Raw genomic sequence first — 24672 nt, 5'->3', positions numbered from 1 at the left:
CTCTCTCTGGTGGTTTCAAATCGCCAAAGGGTCCACATCTACCAGCCACCGCACCAATCCTTTGTGTGCAGGTTGGCTGCGCAAAGCCAGCAATACAGGTTGCCATGCTGCTAAAAAATGCTGCAAAGCGGGCCGACTATCGCTCTCCAACAGCATCTGTGCCCGCTCCACATTAGCCACCCGTTGAATAGCCAACGGCACGGGGGGGTAGAGTGTCACATGGTCGCCCAGGCCCGGCAAGCCCAAGGCATGGGCCGCCTCACTGGCCGCAGACAAAAAGCCTTGCGCTACCTCTTGGGTACGGGCGTCTGCCCGCACCAAAGCCTGAAAGGCAAAAGGCGGCATCGCGGCATCGCGCCGCTCCTGCAACTGTTGTTGGGCAAAGGCTGTGTAGTCGTGCTGGCGCAAGGCCGCCACAATCGGGTGCTCAGGGTGGAAGGTTTGTAGCCACATTTCGCTGCGACTGCCCTGCGTTTGGATGTATTGGGCATCGCGCCCGGCACGGCCGCCGGCCTGCATCAGCAGGCAGAACAACCGCTCAGGGGCACGAAAGTCACTGGAAAACAATGCCCCATCGGGCTGCACCGCTGCCACCAACGTAATGCGCCGGAAATCATGGCCCTTGGCAATCATCTGCGTGCCCACCAACACATCAATCTCGCCGGCATGCACTTGTGCCAGTTGTGCCTCCAGCGCCCCTTTGGCCCGCGTGGTGTCCGCATCTATGCGGGCCACGCGCACCGGGCTGCCGTCGGGGCGATGCACCCCGGCCAGCAAGGCAGTTAATTGTTCCTCCAGCTGCTCGGTGCCCCGGCCCATCGGGGCAATATCGGGGCTGCCACAGCCAGGGCAGGCCCACGGCACCCGTACGGTGAAGCCGCAATGGTGGCAGCGCAAGGTGCGGTCTGCCTTGTGAAAGACTTGGTGCGCACTGCAATGCGGGCAATCGCTTTTCCAGTCACAGTCGGCACAGTGCAACACTGGGGCATAACCACGGCGGTTGAGCAAAATCATGCACTGCTCGCCGCGCTCTACCCGCTCTTGCAATGCTGCCAGCAATGGGGCCGAAAACACTGTGCGCCGAGGCTGATGGTTCATATTGACCACGCGCAGACGCGGCAAAGCCCCAGCACCAATACGGCTGGGCATGTGCAGGCGCAGATAGCGCCCACCGGGGTCGTCTGTGGTAGCAGGGCGGCTGGCATACCAACTCTCTAGCGATGGTGTGGCGCTGCCCAAAATCACCTTGGCCCCTTGCTCACGCCCGCGCCAGATAGCCAAATCGCGGGCGGAGTAACGTGCGCCTTCTTGCTGTTTGTAACTGGGATCGTGCTCCTCATCGACCACAATCAGCCGCAACTGCGGTATGGAGGCAAATACTGCCATGCGTGTGCCCAACACAATGCGGGCTTGGCCACTGTGCGCTGCCAACCACCCCTTGAGACGCTGTGGATTGGTCATGCCACTGTGCAGCGCCACCACGCTGGCCACACCAAAACGGGCTGTAAAACGCTCCTCCAACTGGGGGGTCAGGTTGATTTCGGGCACCATGACCAACGCTTGGGCGCTGGGGTCGGCAGCCAACATCTCCTGCACGCAGCGCAGATAAACCTCGGTTTTGCCACTGCCAGTGCTGCCAAAAAGCAGGAACGGCCCTGCTTGGTTGGCAATCTGTGCCCGGGCTGCTTCCTGCTCTACGGTCAAGGCCACCCGTGGTGCGGCGGCCTGTACAACAGCATCGCTTGGTGCGGGGCGGCGCAAACGCCGGCTCAATTGTTCGGGCTGCAAATCACGCAACTGGGGTGGCAAGGCCGCCAAGGCAATCTCCCCCAGATTGCGCTGGTAGTAGCGTGCAGCAAAAGCGACCAATCGACGCCAATGGCCATCCAATGGGGCAATACCGTCCAGCACCGCTGCAATGGGGCGCAGTGCGACTCCATCGGGCGGGGTGGCTAGGCCATCCCATACCACCCCCAGCATCTCGCGCGCACCCAATGGCACCCGCACCAACGTTCCAGGCGCCAATTGCAATGCACAGGCATAGCTCAGCACTGCCCCCACCGCACTGTGGACAGGTGTGTGAACCACCACCGGAACGTGAAAAACAGGTAAGCAAGGCAAAGACACGGGCAGGCACAGTGCAATCAGGTGGGCCAGCCTATCACAGCCCAAGACCCGCGCCGCAAGGGTTTTGCTACAGTGGGCTCATGCTGCGCCGCGAACACCTTTCCCGCCAATTTTTGCTGTTGCCCGGACTCTTGTTGGTGGTGGGGCTTGCGCTGACATGGATGCTTCAGGACACCACGCGCCAATCGGTACGCCAATCGCTCAAAGAAGAGTTTGATTACCGCAGCGAAGAAATCATTCAAAACATCCGCCTGCGGTTAGACCGTTACGAACAGATTCTGGAAGGCACTGCGGGGCTTTTTGCAGCCTCGGGGCATGTGACGCCAGAAGAATTTAACCATTACGTGCGCAGCCTGAAATTTGAGGGCAAATACCCCGGTATCCAAGGGGTAGGCTTTTCGCAATGGATAACTGCTGCACAAAAAGAGGCCCACATCGCCCAAGTGCGCGCCACTGGCAGCAGCCACTACGACATCCACCCCACTGGGCAGCGCCCGTTCTACTCGTCCATTGTTTACCTAGAGCCCTCCACCTGGCGCAACCAGCGGGCCATCGGTTACGACATGTACGCCGACCCCGTGCGCCGTGCGGCCATGGAACGCGCCCGCGATGAGGACAAGGCGCAAATTTCGGGCCGGGTACAACTGATGCAGGAGACCGAACAAGACATACAAGCCGGTTTTCTCATGTATGTGCCGGTATACCAGTCGTTCAACGTCCAAGCCACCGTGGCCGAGCGCCGCGCTCAATTGGTGGGCTGGGCCTATGCCCCGTTTCGGATGAACGATTTGATGGCAGGCATTCTGGGGGAACACTTTGGTGAGGTGGGCGACACGGTGCATCTGGAAATCTACGATGGACATGCCGTTCAAGCCGAGCAGCGCATGTTCTCCTCGACCCACCGTACCCACCACGACACCAGCGCCTTTAGCCATGTGCGCCAGATCGTGCTGTTTGGTCATCCGTGGACTATCGGCATCCATTCTCTGCCCAGTTTTGATACACGGCTCAATAGCGAAAAGGCCAATGCCATCGCCATGACGGGCAGCCTCATCAGCCTGTTGCTGGCGCTGGTGGTCTGGCTGCTGGTTGCCAGTCGCGCACATGCCAATGCGCTGGCCCAAGACATGACCCGTGAACTACAGCACAGCGAAGCCGCACAGCGCAAGCTCAACCGTGCCTTGCGCCTGCTCAGCGCCTGCAACATGACGCTGGTACATGCCACCGATGAGCACCGGCTGCTGGCCGAGATCTGCCGCCTCTGTGTAGAGCGGGGTGGTTACCTGTTGGCTTGGGTAGGCTATGCCGAACACAATGAGGGGCGCAGTGTGCGCCCTCTCACGCAATGCGGCTTTGAACAAGGCTATCTGGACAGCATCTCTATCTCTTGGGGCAACAACGAGCGCGGCCAAGGCCCCACTGGCACCGCTATCCGCACGGGCAAGACCAGCATCAACCAAAATGTGCTGAACAACCCCGCCATGACTCCGTGGCGTCAGGCTGCGCTCCAACGGGGCTACCAAGCCAGTGTGGCCTTGCCACTGATCTGCGATACCCAAGTGCTAGGCGCACTCAACATTTATGCGGCCGAAGCCAATGCTTTTGACCCAGAAGAGGTGCAACTGCTCGAAGAGCTGGCCACAGATTTGGCCTTTGGCATCGTGACCCTGCGCGCCCGCGCCGAACACACGGCGGCCAAGGAGCAACTCGAATTCTTGGCCCATTTCGACCCGCTCACTCACCTGCCCAACCGTCTGCTGCTGCGCGATCGCTTTGAACATGCGGCACTGGCAGCCCGCAGTGGCCAAACCGAGATGGCCTTGTTGTACTTGGATCTGGATCAGTTCAAGCAAATCAGCGACAGCTTGGGCTATGCCGTGGGCGATCAGGTACTGGTAGAGGTGGTGCAGCGCCTACAGCAATGTGTAGACACCACCGATACCATCAGCCGCCTCAACAGCGATGAGTTCGTCATTCTGCGCAGCGACCCCTGCGATGCAGCCACCGCGGCCACCTTGGCCAACGCCATTCGGGATGCACTGACCAACCCCCTGCAAATTGGCGACCACACCCTGAATATTTCTTGCTCCATCGGCATCAGCCTGTTTCCCAATGACGGGGAAGAATTTGATGCCCTGCTCAACCGTGCCCACACAGCCGTGGACAGCGCCAAAGAGGCGGGCCGCCGCACCTACCGCTTCTTCACCCGAGACATGAATGCCGGGCTGTTAGACCAGATGCGCCTGACCGGCGCCCTGACCGAAGCCGTGCGCCAACAACAATTCCTGTTGCACTACCAACCACAAATCGATATCCGCAGTGGTCAGATTGTGGGGGTGGAAGCACTGGTGCGCTGGCAACACCCTACCGATGGCATGGTGCCACCGGGCAAATTCATTCCACTGGCCGAACGCAGCGGCCACATCATTCAAATTGGTGAATGGGTCTTGCACGAAGCCTGCCGCCAAGGCCGCCGCTGGCAAGAACAGGGTTTGGATGTACCGCTGATGGCAGTGAACTTCTCGGCAGTGCAGTTCAAGCGGGGCAATGTGCTGGAGCTGGTCTCCAGTGCGTTGGCTGCCTCTGGTTTATCACCCGACCGCTTAGAGCTGGAGCTCACAGAGTCCATTCTGTTGCAAGACGTGAGCGAGACCATCAAGACCTTGCAAGGCCTGAAAGATTTGGGAGTGAAACTATCGATTGACGATTTTGGCACTGGCTACTCCAGCTTGGCCTACCTGAAGCAATTGGCCGTGGACAAACTCAAGATTGACCAGTCCTTTGTGCGCGACATGCTGAGCGACAACGATGGTGCCTCGATCGTCAAAGCCATTATCCAGTTGGGCCACACCCTACAACTGGAAGTGATTGCAGAAGGGGTAGAAACTGCCGCCCATCTGGCCTTTCTGCACGATGCTGGTTGCGACCAAGCACAGGGCTACCTGCTCAGCCGTCCAGTGCCCACCGCACAATGCACGCAGCTACTGCAAGAGGGGCTGACGCACATTGTGGCGCAGGCCAGAGCCTGCACCCCGACCTAACGCCTTGCTAAATCACCCTTGGCGCATGGCCCGTGATTGGCGGTGTACCGCCTCAACCAAGGCCGCCACATGCTCGGGTGGCGTGAATTGGCTGATGCCGTGGCCCAAGTTAAAAATATGGGTCGGGCCGGTGCTGTTGCGGTCGGTGTGCGGAGCCCCAAAACTGCGCAATACCTTGGCTACCTCTGCCTCAATCTGCGCTGGGGGTGCAAACAGCACATTGGGGTCGATATTGCCTTGCAAGGCTTTGCCGGGGCCGCCCACATCACCACCCACAATGGCCCGCGCTTGGCCGAGGTTGGCCGTCCAGTCCAGCCCCAGCACTTCGCAATCGAGCGGCTTCATCTCAGGCAGCCAAATTCCGCCACCCTTGGTAAACACAATGCGCGGCACATCTTGCCCATCCACACCGGTGCGCTTGAGCTGTGCCAACACACGGGCCGTGTAGGCCAAGCTAAATTCTTGGAACGCACCATCGGCCAGCACACCACCCCAGCTATCAAACACCATAACCGCTTGGGCTCCGGCATCAATTTGCGCATTGAGGTACTGGGCCACGGCGTCGGCATTCACAGCCAGAATGCGGTGCATTAAGTCTGGGCGTGAATACATCAGTGTTTTGACCAAACGGTAGTCGTCCGAGCCTTTGCCCTCAACCATGTAGCAAGCCAGCGTCCAAGGGCTACCAGAAAAGCCAATCAGCGGCACACGGCCCTGTAAGGCGGTGCGGATGCTGGTGACGGCATCAAACACGTAGCGCAGTTTGTCCATGTCGGGTACCGCCAAGGCGGCCACATCGGCCTCGGTGCGTACGGTTTTGGCAAAGCGTGGGCCTTCGCCCTCGGCAAAGCTCAGGCCCAGGCCCATGGCATCGGGCACAGTAAGAATGTCAGAGAACAAAATGGCGGCATCCAACGCAAACCGCTCCAACGGCTGCAAGGTGACCTCGGTGGCGTAATCCACATTCATAGCCAGCCCCATAAAGCTGCCCGCCTTGGCGCGCGTGGCTTTGTACTCGGGCAGGTAGCGGCCCGCTTGGCGCATCAGCCACAGCGGGGTGTAATCAGTGGCCTGACGGCGGCAGGCGCGCAAAAAGGTGTCGTTGACAAGGGGGGCGAAGGCGGATGGATTCATGCACGCCATTGTCGCAGGCTGCCCAGCCCAGCTCGCCTACCATCCATACCCAGACAACGGAGTTCTGCTACATGCTCAAACCACTGCTGCGCACCGCCTTGCGAGGTGTTTTTCGAATTCTTTACCGGGTGGAGGTCAAGGGCCATCCGGGGCATTTGCATCAGGACAAAACCCTGATCGTCGCCAACCACCAATCGCTGCTCGATGGGGTGCTGCTGGCGCTGTTTTTGCCGGTAGATGCCACCTTTGTGGTGAATACGGGCATTGCCAACAAACCATTTTTCCGCACAGTGTTGCGCTTGGCACGCCACCTGACGGTAGACCCCACCAACCCGCTGGCCATGAAAACCGTGGTGGCGCGGGTCAATGAGGGCGAGCCGGTGGTAATTTTTCCTGAGGGGCGCATTTCGGTCACGGGTTCGTTGATGAAGACTTACCCCGGCACCGGCTTTGTGGCGGCACGCAGCCAAGCCAGCGTGGTACCCGTCAGCATTGAGGGGGCACTGCATACCCCCTTCAGCTATGTCAAAGGGCTGTTTCCGACACGCTGGTTTCCCAAAATTACCCTGACCATCCACCCGCCACACACCATTGCCCGTGCCGAGGGCAGTGCGCGTGAGGCGCGGCGCAAAGCGGGAGAAGACTTGCACCGCGTGATGCAGCACATGACGCTAGAGTCGCGCGAACGCACCACGCTGTTTTCTGCCCTGTTGCAAGCCCGCGCCCGTTTTGGCGGTGCTTATATGCTGGTGGAAGATGTGCGGCTGCAAGAGGAGTCGTACAACACCCTGCTCAAGATGGCTTTGGGTGCGGCGCGTCTGCTGCTACCGCACAGCCGCCCCGGCGAGGCCGTGGGCGTGTTGTTGCCCAACAGCACCGGCACGCTGGCCGCTATTTTGGGTCTGACGGCGTTTGAGCGCATACCCGCCTTACTCAACTACAGTGCCGGGGTGGGCGGTGTGCAAGCCGCTTGCCATGCCGCACAGGTCAAAACCATTGTCAGCAGCCGCCAATTCATTGCCAAGGGCGGGCTGGAAAAACTAATCGCTGGGCTGGAGCCACATTATCAAATTTTGTATGTAGAAGACCTCAAAGAACGCATGGGCCTGTCGGACAAACTGTGGATTGCCGCCCGCATGGTGGCCCCACAGCGGCTGATTGCCCCCGGCAACCCCGATGCCGCTGCCGTGATTTTGTTTACCTCGGGCTCTGAGGGCAAACCCAAGGGGGTAGTGCATAGCCACAACTCGCTGCTGGCCAACATTGCCCAAGTGCGTGCCAGTGCCGACTTCAAACCCAGCGACAAGTTCTTTTTGGCACTGCCGTTGTTCCACTCGTTTGGCCTCACCTGTGGCGCTTTGCTGCCGGTGCTGGCAGGCTGCAAACTGTTTCTCTACCCCAGTCCGCTGCATTACCGCATCATCCCCGAACTGGTGTACGACCGCGATGCCACGGTGCTGTTTGGCACCAGCACTTTCTTGGGCGCTTATGGCAAGCTGGCGCACCCATTTGACTTTGCCCGGCTGCGCTATGTCGTGGCGGGGGCCGAAAAGCTGTCGGATGCCGTGCGCGATTTGTGGTTTGATAAGTTTGGCGTGCGCATTTTGGTCGGTTATGGCACCACAGAATGTGCGCCGGTGCTGGCGGTCAACACCCCGATGGCAGCGCGCAGCGGCACCGTAGGCAAGTTGCTGCCGGGTATCCAATACCATTTGGAACCCGTGCCCGGCATTGCCCAAGGTGGCGCACTCTATGTGCAAGGCCCAAACGTGATGAAAGGCTATCTGCGCTACGAGAACCCCGGCCTGCTCGAAGTGCCCCAAGCCTTGGGCCGCCCCGGTTGGTACGAGACGGGCGATATTGTCTCGATAGACAGCGATGGCTTTGTCCGCATCGAAGGCCGCATCAAGCGTTTTGCCAAGGTGGCGGGCGAAATGGTGTCTTTGGATGTGGCCGAGCAGGTGGCGGTGAAGGCTTCGCCGCTGCACCACCATGCGGTGTTGGCACAGGCCGATCCGGCCAAAGGCGAGAGTTTGCTGTTGCTGACGACAGATGCAGCCTTGAACCGGGCACAACTGGTGACGGCTGCCCAAGCCTTGGGGGCGCCAGAACTGGCCGTAGCGCGCAATATCCGGGTGGTAGACCAAATCCCGGTCTTAGGCTCGGGCAAAACCGACTATGTGAGCTTGCAAGCGCAGTTGGCAGGCTGATGATTGCCCCCCAAACGCAGGCTCAGGACTTGTTCACCGCCTGCTGGTTGGCCGGTGCCATCAGCCGCTCACTCATCCAGCGCAACAGGTCTACCCACATCTGGCGCATCTCCGCCTCGCGTGGGGTCGTTCTGGCGCTGGACAGCTCCACCGTCACCACAGGCATCCCCTTGTGTACGCCCGCATAGTGCCCCAAGCTGCCGGGATAAATGCCCACTTGATCCAGATAGAGCCGCCCCAAACGCGAGGGTGGCGTGATGGGGCCATCAAAATCCAGTACGCCATACGGTGCGTGCAAACTCACGATCAGGTTGGGCTTGAACTGTTGCATCTCCTCGTGCAGATAGCTGCTTTCTGGCTCAGACAATGGCGCTTTGCCCGGCCAGCGGCGTGGATCTTTCCCGGTGCGCTGCGCCCAATAGTGGGGGGCATCGCGCAACCATTCGGGCGTGGGGAAATTGCGGTTCAAATCCACACCATTGGCATTCGTACGCCGGGGCCGCTCCATCAGCAGGCCATCGGGGTTGAGTGCCGGAATAAATCGCCAATGCACTGGCTGGGGCAGGTCAAAGGCTTTATCACGGGCTAAAGCAAGCCAGTGCAAAGCCACCGAAGCTGACGAAGGCTCGTCACCATGAATGCCCCCAATGACCAACACCCGCAACTGCGCCTGCGCATCGGGCACATCACGCACCAAGATGCGCCGCCCCTGCACCGAGCGGGCCGCACTCACTACCAGACCGGCCTGCTGGCACTGCGCCAGCGTGACATTGGGCAAACGGCGCACCAGCGCCTGACATTCTGATGCCACAGAGGCTGCTGCCGGAATTTTGGCCGGATTGGGTGGAACAGCCCAGACAGGTGCGCTCATGGCCACAGCCCATAAACCTGCCACAGCCGCGCGCAAGGCACGTCCCCGCCATAGAAAAGCAGACCGTCCCCAAGGCCGCAAAGACAAAAAACTCATAGCCAACCAGCATCAAAGCAGCCCTGCTGCATGCAGGCGCTGGTGCTCCACCAAAGTGCAACGGTCTTGTACCACCTGCAAACCTGCCGCATGGGCATGGGCTGCGGCCTGCTCATGGCAAATACCACGTTGCAACCACAGGCATCGGGCACCAATAGCAATAGCCTCCTCGGCAATTGGCGGCACATCGGCACTGTTGCGAAACACATCCACCATGTCTATGCGCAACTGTTGTGCCGCCAGTGCTTGGGCGGCATCGCTCAGGCTGGCATAACACGGCTCGCCCAGAATCTGGTCGCCTTGGGCGGCCACCACCGGATTGACCGGCACGATGCGATAGCCCTGTTGCTGCAAATACTGCGCAACGTGGTAGCTGTCACGGTGTGGCTTGGGGGACAGGCCCACTACGGCAATGGTGCGACATTGCGCCAGAGCGGCGCACAACAGATCAGGGCTGGACATGCGAAACTTCACAGGGTTGATACGACAATGGTAGCGTGGTGCTTCATCACAGTGCGCTCAATGCCGTTCGCACCTCTGGCACGCTCAAGATTTCTGTGAGCACCACGGGCGCACGGCCTGGAGCGTAAAGCACATACACCGGCACCCCATTACGGCCCAACTGGGTCAGTGCTGCGGTAATGGCCGGATCACGCAGCGTCCAGTCGGCGCGTAACAGCGCCACCTTGTGTGCGGCAAAGTCGGCAAGCACCGTGGCATCGGCCAAAGTTGTGCGCTTGTTGTATTGACAGGTCACACACCAAGCAGCCGTAAAGTCCACAAACACCGGCTGACCGGCCGCCGTCAATTCGGCCACCCGCTGGGCAGACCAAGGCTGCCACTGTGGTTGGCGCACGCCATCCACGGTGGCTGCGCTGTCTCTACTGGAAGAAACAGGCGCTGGCTGGGTCACATAAGGCCCAATCACTACCAGCAGCCAAGCGTTGAGCCACAGCAGCACGGCCACTGTCCACCAGCGGGTGCGCCCCTGCAAGGTCGACGACCACACCAACGCCGCCAGCGCCACTAACAACGCCAGCAGCGCACCCGCACCATCCATGCCGCTTTGTTGGCCCAACACCCACACCAACCACACCACCGTGGCAAACATCGGAAAGGCCAGTGCCTGCCGGAAAGTCTGCATCCAAACACCAGGAGCAGGCAGACAACGCACGACCCCTGGCACCCAGGTCGCCAGCAAATAAGGCAAAGCCATCCCTACACCCAAGGCTGCAAACACAGCCAGTGCCTGCCCGGTGGGCAAGGCCACCGCCAAGCCCAGCGACACCCCCATAAACGGTGCGGTGCAAGGCGATGCCACGGCCACGGCCAAGACCCCCGACAAAAAAGCATCGGCTACCGGATGGCGCGCCTGCATACTGGCCAAGCCAGACGGCAGCACCTGACCAAACTCAAACAGCCCAGCCAAATTCAGCCCCATCAGGGTAAACAACACCGCCAACCCGGCCACCACGGCAGGCGATTGCAACTGAAAACCCCAGCCCAGTTGCTCCCCGGCAGCACGCAGTGCCAACAACAAGCCCCCCAAAGCCAAAAACGAGAGCACCACACCAGCAGCATAAGCACCACCGGCCCACCGCTGCGCCCGCAAGGCATGGCCGTGGCGGGCAAAACCCACCAGTTTCAAAGCCAAAATGGGAAACACACAGGGCATCAGATTGAGCAACATGCCCCCGGCCAGCCCACCAAGCAATGCCAACCACCAAGACCCCGGCACCTGAGCAGGTGCCGATGCGGGCGCGGCTGGCTTGGCCGCCAGCACTGCGGCCAAAGCGGGAGAAATCTCGGCACGGGCGGCAGGAGTCCACTGGCCTTGCACAGAGGCCACGGTGCGCCAAGCCGCCACATCCGCCAAGGCACCACGGTGCTGACTGCGCCCCTCAGGCACCAAAAGCAAGGGCAGACTGCTGATGTTTTCTCCCCGGTCTGGAGACAAAGGCACGCGGGCTGTCCAAACCTCTCCCTCCCAAGCCTGCGTCCAACCCTGTGCGGCTTGTGCCAAGTGCTGTAACACGGCTGGCATCTCTGGCAACAACAACAGCCTTTGCCCCCTGACCGAGGCAGGCAAACCCGCAACACGCACTTGCAGGTGCTCACCATCCACCTGAGCGCGGGCCTCACCCTCCAAAGCAACCGGCTGGGTAGCCCACTGCCGAGCAAAGGCGGCACTGTGCAAAGCGGTAGAGCCCTGCACTGGCACCGTCAAAGTAAACTGACCTTCCTCGGGGATACATTCCACGCGACACACCAACCAACTGGCCCGCAACCGTACGGTGATGTCACCTGCACCCGATACTGGTGGCTGGAACAGCGGCGTCACCTGCACCGGCACAGCCAGCAATACCTCTCCCTCATAGCCGTAGTTGACCAACTCCCCCACTGGAATAGGATGGGGCACAGGCCAAACCACCTCGCCCACCTCCAGCCCAGCAGGCAACTCCCAGCGCAATTCGGTAGGCAGCCCCGAATCGCCCGGGTTCTTCCAGTAGCTGTGCCAGTCGGGCTGGTGCGTAAGTTGCAGCCCCAACCACAGCGGCTGGCCCGGCGCAATGCCTTGTGGAGCTTGGGCCACCAATTCAGCGCGCACATGGGGCGTAGTGACCACGCTGCCAGTAACCAACAAACCTGTCTGGGCCAGCGCCGCCGTGCTAAAGACACTGGCCGTCAGCCACAACACAACCGAGAAAAGGCGAAAAATAAATGGATGCAGCATGGTGATAGGTCGGAGCCGAATGGGCCGCTTTGGTTCCGGCTGCACGACTCTCTGGGGAGCCGCATGGTAGCGGAGGGCCGACAATCCCCCCCATGAGTCGCCCTGCCCCCTTCACCCCTGCCCCTGCTTTGCCCTCACGTTTTTGGGCCGAGCTGTCTACCCATGACTTTGCCGAACTTCAGGCTTCGGGCGCTACCGATGAGATCATCGCTGTGCTACCAGTGGCAGCCATAGAGCAGCATGGGCCACATTTACCGCTATCGGTGGATGCCACTTTGTTGCAAGGGGTGATTGACACCGCACTGGCACAACTGCCCGCCGATCTGCCCGTGCTGTTTCTGCCACCGCAAAATATAGGCCTCAGCACCGAGCACACCGCCTTTGCAGGCACCCTGACCCTGTCACCCACCACATTGATCACGCTTTGGACAGAGATAGGTCAATGCGTAGCCCGTGCAGGCATTCGGAAACTGCTGCTCCTCAACGGCCACGGGGGCCAAGTGAGCGTGATGGACATCGTGGCTCGGCAGTTGCGCCAACAGTGCAATTTGCTGGTGTACAGCGCAAGCTGGTTCAGCTTGCCCCTGCCCGATAGCGTGGCAGGACAGTTCAGCGCCCACGAACACCGCTTTGGCATCCATGCGGGGGAGATTGAGACCTCGATGATGCTGCATCTGGCACCAGAAACCGTACACATGGAGCGGGCACAAAACTTTCCGTCTACCTCGTACGAACGCTCCCAGCACTATGCTTTGCTGGGCAACGGCAAAAGCGCCAAACTGGGCTGGGCCATACAAGACTACCATCCAGCAGGCGCCGTGGGCAATGCCGCAGCCGCTAGTGCAGACAAAGGACGTGCCGTGGTGCAGGGCGCTGCCCAAGCACTGGCGCAACTGCTGCACGAACTGCACCAACTGCCCTTGAGCACTTTGGCACCAACGCCCCATTTTTTGGCGGACTGACGCCGCCTGCCAGTGCTGGGTCAGACCCAGCACCGGGGTTGCAGCGTCTTATTCGCTCCAGTCAGCGTGCTTTTCGCACAGCTTGTTGGTGGCTTTGCCTTTGGACGATTCAGAGTACTTGACCAAGTTGCCACCAAAATCGTCGGGGGTTTCATTCCACATACAAGTGCACCACGCTTGGGCCTTGGTTTGGCCTTTGACGGGGCTGGCCTCATCGCCGCCCTCATACAGTTTGGCCGCGTAGCGCAGACACTGGCGGTACTGGGCGTCATCGGCCGGTGGGCGGTTGTAGCTGGTGGCGGCAAAGGCGCTGCTGCTGAAAACCAGCCACAAGGCGGATGCGGTCAGTGCAATGGTCTTTTTCATGAGAATACTTCTGAAAAGAAGACGGTAAGTTAATAGTAAAGCGATAGAAAACGACTACCCCACAGGCACCGAGTGCCTATAAAAAGCAATCTCTGACAATGTAATCCGGTGTCACGTAACGTAACAGTGATTTTTTGCACCGTGGCAAAAAGCACACAAGATGGGCCTCGGTATCATTGCGCGCGCTCCCGCCTGCCCCGCTCCTTTTCTTTCCATGTCTGCCGGTCTCAACCTCGCTCAGCTTCAGGCTGTCCACTACACCCACGGCCCCTGTTTGGTACTGGCGGGTGCTGGCTCGGGCAAAACCCGTGTCATTACACACAAAATTGCCCATCTGATTGAGCACGGGCTAGAGCCGCGCCGCATCGCCGCTATCACCTTTACCAACAAAGCCGCCGCCGAAATGCGCGAGCGCGCCCAAGGTTTGATTGGCCGCCGCGCCAAAGAGGTACTGATTTGCACCTTCCATGCGCTGGGTGTGCGCATGGTGCGCGAAGACGGCCAAATGCTGGGCCTCAAGCCCCAATTCAGCATTTTGGATACCGACGATGTCACCAGCATCCTCAAAGATGCCGCTGGGGGCACCACCGATGCCGCCACCGCCCGGCAATGGCAATGGACTATCAGCCGCTGGAAAAACCAAGGTCTGAACGCCGCGCAGGCCTTGGCCCAAGCACAAGATGAACAAGAGCGCAGCACCGCCGTGCTGATGGCACGCTACGAAGAGCGCCTGAGCGCCTACCAAAGCGTGGATTTTGACGACCTGATCAGTCTGCCGCTCAAACTGCTGCGTGACTTTGCAGAGGTACGCGCCAAATGGCAAACCCTTTTGGGCCATGTGCTGGTGGACGAATACCAAGACACCAACGCCACACAGTACGAGCTGCTCAAGCTCTTGGTAGGCGAGCGTGGTCACTTTACCGCTGTGGGCGATGATGACCAAAGCATCTACGGCTGGCGCGGCGCCACCCTAGACAACCTGAAAAAACTGCCGCAAGACTTTCCAACCCTCAAAGTGGTCAAGCTAGAGCAAAACTACCGCTCGACCAGCGCCATCTTGCGCGCTGCCAACAATGTGATTGAGCCCAACCCTAAGTTGTTTCCCAAAACACTGTTTTCGGAATTGGGCGAGGGTGAACCGGTGCGCGTAGTAGGTGCCGACAGCGAAGAGCACGAGGCCGAGCGCGCTGTAGCGCGCATCCAAAGCCTACGCGCCGCCAGCAACCCACCGCCAGACTGGCGCAGCTTTGCCATTTTGTACCGTGCCAACCACCAAGCCAAACCGTTTGAAAAGGCACTGCGCAAAGCCAATATTCCGTACAAAGTGTCGGGCGGCACCAGCTTTTTTGACCGTGCCGAAATCAAAGACCTGTGCGCTTGGTTTCGGTTGTGGATCAACTCGGATGACGATCCAGCCTTTTTGCGCGCCATCAGCAGCCCCAAGCGCGGTATTGGACACACCACACTGGGCCAACTAGGCCACTTTGCCACCCAACACAAGCAAAGCATGTTCGAGGCACTGTTCAATAGCATGTTGCCTGCCGCCATTGCCAAACGGGCCTTGGAAGGGCTGCATGAGTTTGGCCGTTACATCAACGAGTTGGAATACCGCGCCCGCCACACCCACGGTGCCGAAGCGGCCCGCGCATTTTTGCAAGACTGGTTGCAAGAGATAGATTATGAAAAGCACCTCTACGATGGCGAAGAAAGCGAGAAAGTCGCCGCTGCCCGTTGGACGAATGTGCTGGAGTTTTGTGATTGGATGGCCCAGCGTGCGGGCGGCCAAATTGACGAGACTGTGGGCGATGTCATCACCACACAAAGCAAAAGCCTGCTCGAAGTAGCGCAAACCATCGCCCTGCTTTCCACCATCTCGGAGCGCGAAAAAGACCAAGACATGGTCACGCTCTCAACCCTGCATGCCTCCAAGGGGCTAGAGTGGCCCCATGTCATTTTGGCCGGAGTCACCGAGGGCATGCTGCCCTTCAAACTCGACGACGACCACGGCAACAACCCCGATGCAGACGCAGACATCGTGCAACGCCTGCAAGAGGAGCGCCGCCTGATGTACGTGGGCATTACCCGTGCCCAACGCACTTTGGCCGTGGGTTGGACAAAAAAGCGTAAAAAAGGGCGCGAGATGGTCAAAGCACAGCCCAGCCGCTTTATTGCAGAAATGAAGCTCGACCAAGCCACTGTGCAAGAAGACTACCGCGAAAAACTCAAGGCCTTGCGCGCTGAGTTTGCAGCCAAAGCTGCCTCCACCACGCCACCACGGTAAGTTTCTTTTTGCGTATAAATGCCCTTTTGCCCGGCTTATTCCACGCCTGAAATGCACCGACCTGCACGACAATCCTGCCACGGAGAAGCACCATGGATCTGCAATACCAGCTCAAGGCTGGCAGCTATTATCTGTACGACATGCGCGAGACGCCCAGTGCCGTCACGGGGGAGCGCCGCTTCAAGTTGAAAACAGATACGGTGGCCATTGCGTTTGATCTCTATACCGGCGAGGTCCACCAGCATGGCAATCCCACCCGCATTCATTCTTGGGCCACCATGACGCGTCGGCGTCTGCGCGCTGCCGGTGCGCAGGCCCAAGCCAATGACATCGTGGTTATTTCGGGGCCGCTTCCCGTAGAAGAAATCAACAAGTGCCTGTGGATTCGGGGCTATGTGCAACGCCTGTTCAAGCGCCTAGCCACCCTGCCCCACGGCAAATTCCAACGCCAAGGCGGCACGCACCAGTTCCGCCGCGCAGCTTGAGCCGCTGCCGCTACAGGCTGCCACATGCAGCCTGGCCGGTATGCAGAGGGCTTCAGTCGGCAGCAGACTCCCCTTCCAGCGGCTCTTCGGGTGCTGGTTCCACATCGATAGCGTGCACAATGGTCACGGGCACCGGGCTGGCATGGGCCAGTTCTTGCGATACCGAACCCAACAACGCACTGGCAATGGCTCCCTGCCCACGCGCAGCAATCAGCACCAAATCGCAGCCGGTGTCCTCAATGATGTCTACCAGTGTGTGTGCCGGGTCTCCAATGCCCACTTCTGTCTCACACTCTAATCCTGCTTGCTGCAACAGTGCCAACGCAGGAGCCATCAGATGGTGTCCAGCCTCTAGGCTGGCGGCAGCAATCAATTCAGGATCACGCGAAGTAACCAGCTCATACAGTGAGGCTGGCTCCTGCACGTTAGCCAGCACAAACTGGGCTTGCAAACCCTTTTGTACCAACTTCAGCGCATGCTGCACAGCATCGAGCGAACATTCAGAGCCATCAATGGCAATCAGGATCTTGAGCATCGGAATTCCTTATGGGGATCAATACGGATCAGTGTAGCGGTGCAGCATCACCGAAAATGCCACCATGCTGCAATTTGAACTCTTGAACACCGACTCCGCCAGCCATGCCCGGCGCGGCCAGCTCACGCTCAACCACGGCGTAGTGCAAACCCCGATTTTTATGCCCGTGGGCACCTATGGCACGGTCAAGGGCGTGATGCCGCGCAGCCTGCACGACATGGGCGCACAAATCATCTTGGGCAATACCTTCCACCTCTGGATGCGCCCCGGTCTGGACATCATGCAGAGCTTTGGCGGCCTGCATGCCTTTGAAAAGTGGGACAAACCCATCCTGACCGACTCGGGGGGCTTTCAGGTCTGGAGCTTGGGGGCCATGCGAAAAATCACCGAAGAAGGCGTGACCTTTGCCAGCCCCGTCAATGGCGATAAGTTGTTTATGTCGCCCGAAGTGAGTATGCAGATCCAAACCATACTCAACTCGGACATCGTGATGCAACTGGACGAATGCACACCCTACGAGACCAAAGGCCACCTGACCACCGAACGCGAAGCGCGCACCTCGATGGAGATGAGCCTGCGCTGGGCGGTGCGCTCCAAAAACGAGTTTGAGCGGCTGCAAAACCCCAACGCGCTGTTTGGCATTGTGCAGGGTGGTATGTACCTCAACCTGCGCGAAGAGTCTTTGCAGCAGTTGGTGGAGATGGATTTCCCCGGCTATGCCATTGGTGGCGTGAGTGTGGGAGAACCCAAAGAAGAAATGCTCGGCATCATGGCGCACACGCCGCACCGGCTGCCCGCCCACAAACCGCGCTACCTGATGGGCGTGGGCACGCCCGAAGATTTGGTCGAAGGCGTGGCCTGCGGTGTGGATATGTTTGACTGCGTGATGCCCACGCGCAATGCGCGCAACGGCACGCTGTTTACCCGCTATGGTGATTTGAAAATCCGCAACGCCCGCCACAAAACCGACCACCAGCCGCTGGATACCAGTTGCACCTGCTATGCCTGTGCGGGCAGCAGTGGCGTGAGTTGGGATCAAGGCGGACGCGACGGCTTCTCACGGGCTTATCTGCACCACCTCGACCGTTGTGGCGAAATGCTCAGCCCCATGCTGACCACGGTACACAACCTGCATTACTACCTGAACCTGATGCGCGAGGTGCGCGAGGCACTGGATGCAGGCCAGTTTTCTGCCTTCCGCGCCCGCTTTAAGGCAGAACGGGCGCGGGGCGTTTAAGCACTGAGCTGGAGACAGTGGGCACGCACCAAGGGCTGTACAGTAGATGCGGCCAAGGGCTGGCCCTCTAACTTGAACACCACCACGGTATCGACCAGCTCTTGCGCCTGTTTTTGCAGGCCGCCAGCGGCTGCTGCCATTTCTTCGACCAAGGCCGCATTCTCTTGCGTGACTTGATCCATGCGCGTCACCGCAACGCCCACTTGCTGCACCGCATCGCTTTGCTCATGGCTGGCAGCGGTGATCTCACCCACCATGTCCGTCACACGGCGGATGGCGCTGACCACTTCGGTCATGGTAACCCCCGCCTGATCGACCAAGGCCGCCCCTTGCTCTACCCGCTCCACGCTGGCATGGATCAGACCCTTGATTTCTTTGGCTGCCTCGGCACTGCGGCCTGCTAGATTGCGCACCTCCGAGGCCACCACGGCAAAGCCGCGCCCCTGCTCACCCGCGCGTGCGGCTTCTACCGCTGCATTCAGGGCCAAGATATTGGTTTGGAAAGCAATACCATCAATCACTTGGATGATGTCGGCAATTTTCTTGCTGGCATCGTTGATGCCCTTCATGGTGTCTACCACCTGCTCCACCACCTCGCCACCCCGAATAGCCACGCTGCTGGCGCCCTGTGCCAACTGGTTGGCCTGCTTGGCACTGTCAGCGTTTTGCTGCACCTGAGAACTCAACTGCTCCATCGATGCGGCTGTCTGTTGCAGCATCGCCGCTTGCTCTTCGGTGCGCCGGTTCAGATCATGGTTACCCGAGGCAATCTGGCCACTGGCCGAGGCCACACTCTCCGACCCAGTACGCACAGCCAGCACCACCCCGCCCAAGCTGCACTGCATCTCTTGCAGCACTTGCAACAGTTGTGCCGTTTCATTTTTACCCTGCACTTCAAAGCGGTGGCTCAAATCACCCGCAGCCACTGTGCGGGCCACCTCCACGGCCTGCTGGATAGGGCCGGTGAGCGAGCGGGTGATGAAGACACCTGTTACCGCCCCCAACACCACAAAGAGAACACTGACCACAATCGAGATGTAACGTCCAGTCTGTTGCACTTGCACAGCATTGGCCTGAAAACCTTCGGCCTTTTTCCAAGCAATGTCATGGATTTCGGTGATGGCGGCATTAATTTCAGCCACTTTAGCCACACCCTGTGTGCGCACCACCTGGGCCGCCTCGGCAGACTGGCCTGCCTTCTTCAGTTGAAGCACCTGCTCACGAATCGGTTGCCATGAGCGAATCTTGCCCACCAACGCATCCGAATGCCCCTTGTCGCTCAGAAAACGTTCTTTGACCAGTGCCATGTCATCTAAAACCTTCTGCTCTAAGGCTTGCACATCCGTGGTGAACTTTTGGATGTCGGCCTCATTTTCAGCCATCGTGACATCGCGCATGGCGCGTGCCATACGGGCAATATTGGCATCCACCCGCGTAATGGCATTCGTAACGGCAAAAGGATGTTTGAACTCCGCCACCATGAGCGCCCCAAGCTTGTCTTGCTGGTACACCGAAAAAACACTGACCCCTATCAACGACAGGAGCAGCAAGCCAAACCCAATAGCCAACTGTTGGGCAATATGCAGATGTTTCATGCCGATTCCTTTACATGTCCTTACAACAGACAGGAACAGCAGCTTTCATGCCATAGATGAATTTGGGGTTTACCCTGATATGCAGAAAAACTGCATAAGGGGTTTCTAAAAGTTATTTAGTTTTTTTGATAGTTTTTTCCTATTAAACACCCCGAGAGACCGCACGCCTTAGCAGCAGCAACGCACCAAGACAGTGCGTTGCAAGCACCGAGTTGCATCGCCAATGCGGGTGTTCTTGCCAACGAAAAAAGCCGCCTGCACAACGCAGGCGGCTTCAGTGGTGCAACAGCAGCTGGTTAGCGATAACTGCGTGCGTCTTCAATCACCTTGCCATCATTGGGCAAGGTGCCAGGGGCAACCAGTTCTACCTCGCCGCGCAGTTTGGTCACCTCGCGGATAGTGTCTTGTAAACGTTCGGCCAAGCCGCTGGCAAACTCGGCTGTTTCGGCCTGTAGCACCATCTGGTCGTTCGCCATTTCGCCGCTGACCACCAAGCGCGCGCGCAGCACTTGCGGAAAGCGGGCGGCAATGGCAGCCACTTGGCCCGGATGGACAAACATGCCGCGCACCTTGGTGGTTTGATCCGCACGACCCATCCAACCCTTGATACGGGTGTTGGTACGCCCAGTGGGACACTGGCCTGGCAAGATAGCCGACAAATCGCCAGTGCCAAAACGGATCAGCGGATAGTCGGGATTGAGCGTGGTCACCACCAACTCGCCCACTTCGCCCTCGGGCACAGGGTCGCCGGTGCCGGGGCGCACAATCTCCACCATCACGCCCTCATCCAGCACCAAGCCCTCGCGGGCAGCCGTTTCGTAGGCAATCAGACCCAAATCTGCCGTGGCATAGCACTGGTAGCCCTGCACCCCACGCTCAGCCAACCAATCGCGCAGGCTGGGCGGAAAGGCCTCCCCAGACAGCAGTGCCTTGTTCATGCTCAAGATAGGCTGTTGCAGTTCCACCGACTTTTCCAAAATCAACTTCAGAAAGCTGGGTGTCCCAATATAGCCTGCGGGGCGCAGCTCGGCCATCGCTTGCACCTGTTGTTCGGTTTGACCCGTGCCCCCCGGAAACACCGTGCAACCCAGCGCATGGGCACCGCTTTCCATCATGGAGCCTGCAGGCACAAAATGGCAGCTAAAGCTGTTGTGTACCAACTCCCCAGCCCGAAAACCTGCCGCATGCAGAGCACGGGCCATGCGCCAGTAATCAGCACGCTTGCCTTCTGGCTCATAAATAGGGCCAGGGCTGGAGAACACGCGCGGCATGGCCGCACCAAAGCCTACGGCACTGAAGCCACCAAAAACATTGTCGGCACGGTGTGCCTGTTGGCGCTCCAGCAGCTCATATTTGCGCGTCACAGGCAAGCGGGCCAGGGCTTCACGGCTGGTGATGCTGGCCGGATCTACATCGGCCAAAATCGCCGCGAAGGCAGGGGCCGCATTGCGCGCATGGGCCACCTGCGCTGGCAGCGCGGCCAACAGTGCGGCTTCACGGTCGGCAGGGGTACGGGTTTCCAGCGTATCGTAAAAAGAGGTCATGGTGGTGTGGGGCGAGGTGGGTGGGTGCGTAGGAAAAAAACAAACCGCCTTTAGGCCAACCAGCGTTTACGGCGCTTGTAGCTCTTGACGTCTTTGAAGCTCTTGCGCTCACCACCGCCCACACCGAGGTAGAACTCTTTCACGTCCTCATTGCTGGTCAGATCGGCTGCCGTACCATCCATCACCACCCGGCCCGACTCCATGATGTAGCCATAGTCGGCATACTTCAGGGCCATGTTGGTGTTTTGCTCGGCCAGCAGGAAAGTGACCTTTTCTTTGGTGTTGAGGTCTTTGACGATGTTGAACACTTCTTCCACAATCTGCGGCGCCAAACCCATCGAGGGCTCGTCCAAGAGCACCATGTTGGGGTTGGTCATGATGGCGCGCCCAATGGCACACATTTGCTGCTCACCACCCGAGGTATAGGCCGCTTGGCTGGTGCGGCGTGTTTTGAGGCGCGGGAAGTAGTTGTAGACCTTCTCCAAATTGGCTGCGATCTCGGCTTTGCTGGCACGGGTATAGGCACCAGTCAGCAGGTTTTCTTCGATGGTCAAGTGGGCAAAACAGTGACGCCCTTCCATCACCTGCACCACACCACGCTTGACCAGATCGGCGGGCGAGAGGTTTTCGATGCGTTCGCCACGAAATTCAATGCTGCCCTTGGTGACTTCACCGCGCTCACCCGCCAACAGGTTGGAGATGGCGCGCAACGTGGTGGTCTTGCCTGCGCCGTTGCCGCCCAGAATGGCGACGATGCCACCCTCGTGCACTTGCAGCGAGACCCCCTTGAGCACCAAGATCACGTGGTTGTAAATGACCTCGATACCGTTGACGTTCAGGACAATGTTTCGGTTTTCCATAAGGTTTCTCTCTCTGTGCCAATCGGCAGGACTGTGCGGGCCAGCCCTGCCGGTTGGCGGCTGCACTGGCAGCCGCCAGAACCCAGCGCGGCTTGCGCCGCGCTGGAAGGGTGTCATGCCATCAAGATTGGCAATCGGCAGCGTCGCGGCGGGTCAACTTCTTGTCGGCCAAATATTTGTCCGAGCCAGACTTGACCAAAGGCTTGATGATTTGCTCGTCGGCTTGGTACCAGTCGGAAGTGATGCCCCACTTCTTGCCATCCCAAGTCTGCACGCGTGCCCAAGTGGAACCCATGTGGTCTGAGCAGCTGGTCGAGAGGGGGCGCATCAGGCCATTGAAGCCCAGTGCATCCAGTTTCTTCTGGTCGAGGGCCAGGTTTTCCATGCCCCAACGCACTTGCTCGCCGGTCATGACCTTGCCCTTGCCAAAACGCTCTTGGGCACGGCGCACGGCTTCTACACCCAGCATCTGAATAATCACGCCACGGGTGTAGAGCACAGAGCCCACTTCATCTTTGGCGCCTGTGCCTTGGCCCTTGTCATGCACATGTTTGAGGATGTCTTGGATGACCTTGGACTGGGTGCCATAGCCATTCAAAGCCAGTGCTTGGTAGCCCTTGGCACCATCGCCCACGTCACGGACATCGGGTTCGGCACCAGCCCACCACACGCCATACAGCTTGTCACGCGGGAAGCCGGTGGCTTGGGCTTCTTTCAGGGCCGTAGAGTTCATCACGCCCCAACCCCACAGCATCACATAGTCGGGACGGCTTTGGCGCACTTGCAGCCAGGTGGCTTTTTGCTCTACGCCGGGTGCTGTGACGGGCAACAGTTGCAGCTCAAAGCCGTGCATCTTGGCGCGCTCTTGCAGCAGCGGGATGGGCTCTTTACCGAACGGGCTGTCGTGGTACACCAGCGCAATTTTCTTACCCTTGAGCTTGTCTAGGCCACCAGCGTTTTTGCCAATGTGTTGCACCAAAATATCTGCGCCCGTCCAGTAGCTGCCCATGTAGGGGAAGTTCCACTTGAAGGCCATACCATCTTGGGCCACCGACAGGCCATAGCCCAGCGTCATCAGCGGAATTTTGTCCACAGGGGCTTTTTCAGTCAGCGCAAAAGTGATCCCGGTGGCTTGTGGATCAAACATGGTGACGCCGGGACGGCTCTTGAGGCGCTCGTAGCACTCCACACCACGGTCGGTGGCATAGCCCGTTTCACACTCTTCAAAAGTGATCTTGACACCATTGATACCGCCATCGCGGGCATTGATCATCTTCAGGTAATCCTGCTTGCCATTGGCCCAAGGTGTGCCATTAGGGGCATAAGGGCCGGTGCGGTAAGACAGCAGCGGGAAGAACTGCTCCTTTGCCTGCGCAACAGCACTGGTGACCGATGTAGCCCCTGCGGCCAGAACGGCCACGGCAATCACGATTTTCGAAAGCTTCATGGATGTCTCCTTGGTGTGAAATGTGAAGAGTGCAGAGTACGGGGAAATGATCAATGCGGGAAGGGCCACAGGCGCAGCTTCTGTTTGGCAATCGACCACAGTTTGGCCAAGCCGTGCGGCTCGACGATCAGGAACCAAACGATCAGGCCACCAAAAATCATCAGTTCAGCATGGGACACACCCGCTGTAGAGATTTCGATGCCGAACAGGCCCATCAAAGCAGGCAGGAACTGGTTGAGTACGATGGGCAACAGCACAATGAAGGCGGCACCAAAGAAGCTGCCCATGATCGAACCCAAGCCACCAATAATCACCATAAACAACAGGCGGAACGATATCTCGACCGAGAACGCAGCTGGCTCCCAAGAACCCAGGTGAACGAAAGCCCACAACGCACCAGCCATGCCGATAATGAAGGAGCTGACCGCAAACGCACTCAACTTGGCATACATGGGGCGAATACCAATCACGCTGGCGGCCACGTCCATGTCACGAATCGCCATCCACTCGCGGCCAATCGCACCGCGCACCAAGTTTTTAGCCAACAGCGCAATCACCACCAACAGGGCCAAGCAGAACAGGTATTTGGAGGTAGCACTCTCAATGGGCATGCCCAACACTTGCAGGCCGTTGACCGACACCGAACCCGAGTCAGAGTTGTTGGTAAACCACTTGATGCGCAGGAACATCCAGTCGCTAAAGAACTGGGCCGCCAGCGTAGCCACTGCCAAATACAAACCCTTGACGCGCAGGCTAGGCAGCCCAAACAAAATGCCAAAGAAGGTAGCGCACAGGCCGCCCAGAATCAGGGCCGGAATCAGTGGCAAGCCCGGAAAGCGCACAAAGAAGTTATAGGCACCATAGGCACCCACCGCCATAAACGCCCCCGAACCGAGTGAAATCTGGCCGCAGTAGCCCACCAAAATGTTCACCCCTAGCGCCGCCATCGACATGATGACCAGTGGAATCAAAATGGCGCGGTAAAAATAATCGGTAGCCAACATGGGCACCACCAAGAAGGCGATAGCCAACATGACTGCCAAGGCAATGCGGTCTTGGGCGATTGGGAAAATCTGCTGGTCGGCCCGGTAGGACGTTTTGAACTGGCCGTTCTCGCGGTAAAACATGGAAAGTCTCCTTTTCTTTT

Annotated in this window: 18 protein-coding genes; 6 read left to right on the top strand and 12 right to left on the bottom strand. The window is 59.0% G+C overall.

What is annotated here, in order from left to right:
- Positions 1-15 precede the first annotated feature (15 nt).
- Positions 16-2121 carry a replication restart helicase PriA gene (priA, locus tag ACFO6X_RS00255; RefSeq protein WP_460535394.1) on the bottom strand — a complete coding sequence of 702 codons (2106 nt, stop codon included), beginning with the start codon at positions 2119-2121 and terminating at the stop codon, positions 16-18.
- An 86-nt stretch (positions 2122-2207) separates the two neighbouring features.
- On the opposite strand from priA, the gene ACFO6X_RS00250 reads away from it, so the two are divergent.
- Positions 2208-5168, top strand: a complete 2961-nt coding sequence (locus ACFO6X_RS00250; protein WP_382428883.1) for a bifunctional diguanylate cyclase/phosphodiesterase — start codon at positions 2208-2210, stop codon at positions 5166-5168.
- Positions 5169-5180: 12 nt separating this feature from the next.
- Here ACFO6X_RS00250 and hemE read toward each other — a convergent pair whose 3' ends face one another.
- Complete coding sequence (gene hemE / locus ACFO6X_RS00245; RefSeq protein ID WP_382428881.1) at positions 5181-6302, bottom strand: uroporphyrinogen decarboxylase; 1122 nt, start codon at positions 6300-6302, stop codon at positions 5181-5183.
- A 71-nt stretch (positions 6303-6373) separates the two neighbouring features.
- Between hemE and aas the strand changes: the two genes are divergently transcribed.
- Positions 6374-8512, top strand: a complete 2139-nt coding sequence (gene aas, locus ACFO6X_RS00240) for a bifunctional acyl-ACP--phospholipid O-acyltransferase/long-chain-fatty-acid--ACP ligase (RefSeq protein WP_382428879.1) — start codon at positions 6374-6376, stop codon at positions 8510-8512.
- Between the two features lie 22 nt (positions 8513-8534).
- Here aas and ACFO6X_RS00235 read toward each other — a convergent pair whose 3' ends face one another.
- The 3 genes from ACFO6X_RS00235 to ACFO6X_RS00225 all read right to left on the bottom strand — a co-directional run bounded on the left by ACFO6X_RS00235 (position 8535) and on the right by ACFO6X_RS00225 (position 12213).
- Complete coding sequence (locus ACFO6X_RS00235; protein ID WP_382428877.1) at positions 8535-9383, bottom strand: DUF2817 domain-containing protein; 849 nt, start codon at positions 9381-9383, stop codon at positions 8535-8537.
- A 108-nt stretch (positions 9384-9491) separates the two neighbouring features.
- Positions 9492-9941 carry a CoA-binding protein gene (locus ACFO6X_RS00230; RefSeq protein ID WP_382428875.1) on the bottom strand — a complete coding sequence of 150 codons (450 nt, stop codon included), beginning with the start codon at positions 9939-9941 and terminating at the stop codon, positions 9492-9494.
- Between the two features lie 46 nt (positions 9942-9987).
- Positions 9988-12213: a protein-disulfide reductase DsbD family protein gene (locus ACFO6X_RS00225; protein WP_382428873.1), complete on the bottom strand. Its 2226-nt coding sequence runs from the start codon at positions 12211-12213 to the stop codon at positions 9988-9990.
- 92 nt (positions 12214-12305) lie between these two features.
- Here ACFO6X_RS00225 and ACFO6X_RS00220 point away from each other — a divergent pair, with 92 nt between their 5' ends.
- The gene (locus tag ACFO6X_RS00220; protein ID WP_382428871.1) at positions 12306-13175 is read left to right on the top strand and encodes a creatininase family protein; all 870 of its coding nucleotides are present in this window, start codon (positions 12306-12308) and stop codon (positions 13173-13175) included.
- A 48-nt stretch (positions 13176-13223) separates the two neighbouring features.
- On the opposite strand, the gene ACFO6X_RS00215 is transcribed toward ACFO6X_RS00220, so the two are convergent.
- Positions 13224-13541, bottom strand: coding sequence for a hypothetical protein (locus ACFO6X_RS00215; RefSeq protein WP_382428869.1), 318 nt, complete (start codon positions 13539-13541; stop codon positions 13224-13226).
- 214 nt (positions 13542-13755) lie between these two features.
- On the opposite strand from ACFO6X_RS00215, the gene ACFO6X_RS00210 reads away from it, so the two are divergent.
- Both ACFO6X_RS00210 and ACFO6X_RS00205 read left to right on the top strand, forming a co-directional pair.
- Positions 13756-15822 carry an ATP-dependent helicase gene (locus ACFO6X_RS00210; protein WP_382428867.1) on the top strand — a complete coding sequence of 689 codons (2067 nt, stop codon included), beginning with the start codon at positions 13756-13758 and terminating at the stop codon, positions 15820-15822.
- 92 nt (positions 15823-15914) lie between these two features.
- A complete protein-coding gene (locus ACFO6X_RS00205; protein WP_382428865.1) occupies positions 15915-16307 on the top strand; it encodes a hypothetical protein in 393 nt (130 codons plus the stop codon).
- A 52-nt stretch (positions 16308-16359) separates the two neighbouring features.
- Here ACFO6X_RS00205 and ACFO6X_RS00200 read toward each other — a convergent pair whose 3' ends face one another.
- Complete coding sequence (locus tag ACFO6X_RS00200) at positions 16360-16842, bottom strand: universal stress protein (RefSeq protein WP_382428863.1); 483 nt, start codon at positions 16840-16842, stop codon at positions 16360-16362.
- Between the two features lie 64 nt (positions 16843-16906).
- Here ACFO6X_RS00200 and tgt point away from each other — a divergent pair, with 64 nt between their 5' ends.
- Entirely contained in the window at positions 16907-18079 is a 1173-nt protein-coding gene (gene tgt, locus ACFO6X_RS00195) for a tRNA guanosine(34) transglycosylase Tgt (RefSeq protein WP_382428861.1), read from the top strand.
- On the opposite strand, the gene ACFO6X_RS00190 is transcribed toward tgt, so the two are convergent.
- The 5 genes from ACFO6X_RS00190 to ACFO6X_RS00170 form a co-directional block, all read right to left on the bottom strand.
- On the bottom strand, positions 18076-19674 hold the full coding sequence (locus tag ACFO6X_RS00190; RefSeq protein WP_382428859.1) for a methyl-accepting chemotaxis protein: 1599 nt from the start codon (positions 19672-19674) through the stop codon (positions 18076-18078). The two genes, tgt and ACFO6X_RS00190, sit on opposite strands and share 4 nt — an antisense overlap.
- 296 nt (positions 19675-19970) lie before the next feature.
- Positions 19971-21218 (bottom strand): phenylacetate--CoA ligase family protein, encoded by a 1248-nt coding sequence (locus tag ACFO6X_RS00185; protein ID WP_382428857.1) that lies wholly within the window; start codon positions 21216-21218, stop codon positions 19971-19973.
- Positions 21219-21268: 50 nt separating this feature from the next.
- The gene (locus ACFO6X_RS00180; protein ID WP_382428855.1) at positions 21269-22078 is read right to left on the bottom strand and encodes an ABC transporter ATP-binding protein; all 810 of its coding nucleotides are present in this window, start codon (positions 22076-22078) and stop codon (positions 21269-21271) included.
- Positions 22079-22199: 121 nt separating this feature from the next.
- Positions 22200-23525 carry an ABC transporter substrate-binding protein gene (locus ACFO6X_RS00175; RefSeq protein WP_382428853.1) on the bottom strand — a complete coding sequence of 442 codons (1326 nt, stop codon included), beginning with the start codon at positions 23523-23525 and terminating at the stop codon, positions 22200-22202.
- 50 nt (positions 23526-23575) lie between these two features.
- Positions 23576-24652, bottom strand: a complete 1077-nt coding sequence (locus ACFO6X_RS00170; RefSeq protein ID WP_382428851.1) for a branched-chain amino acid ABC transporter permease — start codon at positions 24650-24652, stop codon at positions 23576-23578.
- Positions 24653-24672 lie beyond the last annotated feature (20 nt).

It is taken from the genome of Giesbergeria sinuosa (assembly GCF_042652905.1).
Classification (GTDB): Bacteria; Pseudomonadota; Gammaproteobacteria; order Burkholderiales; family Burkholderiaceae_C; genus Simplicispira; species Simplicispira sinuosa.
The sequence above is the reverse complement of the archived record's forward strand: the minus strand, read 5'-3'. Positions and strand labels throughout refer to the sequence as shown.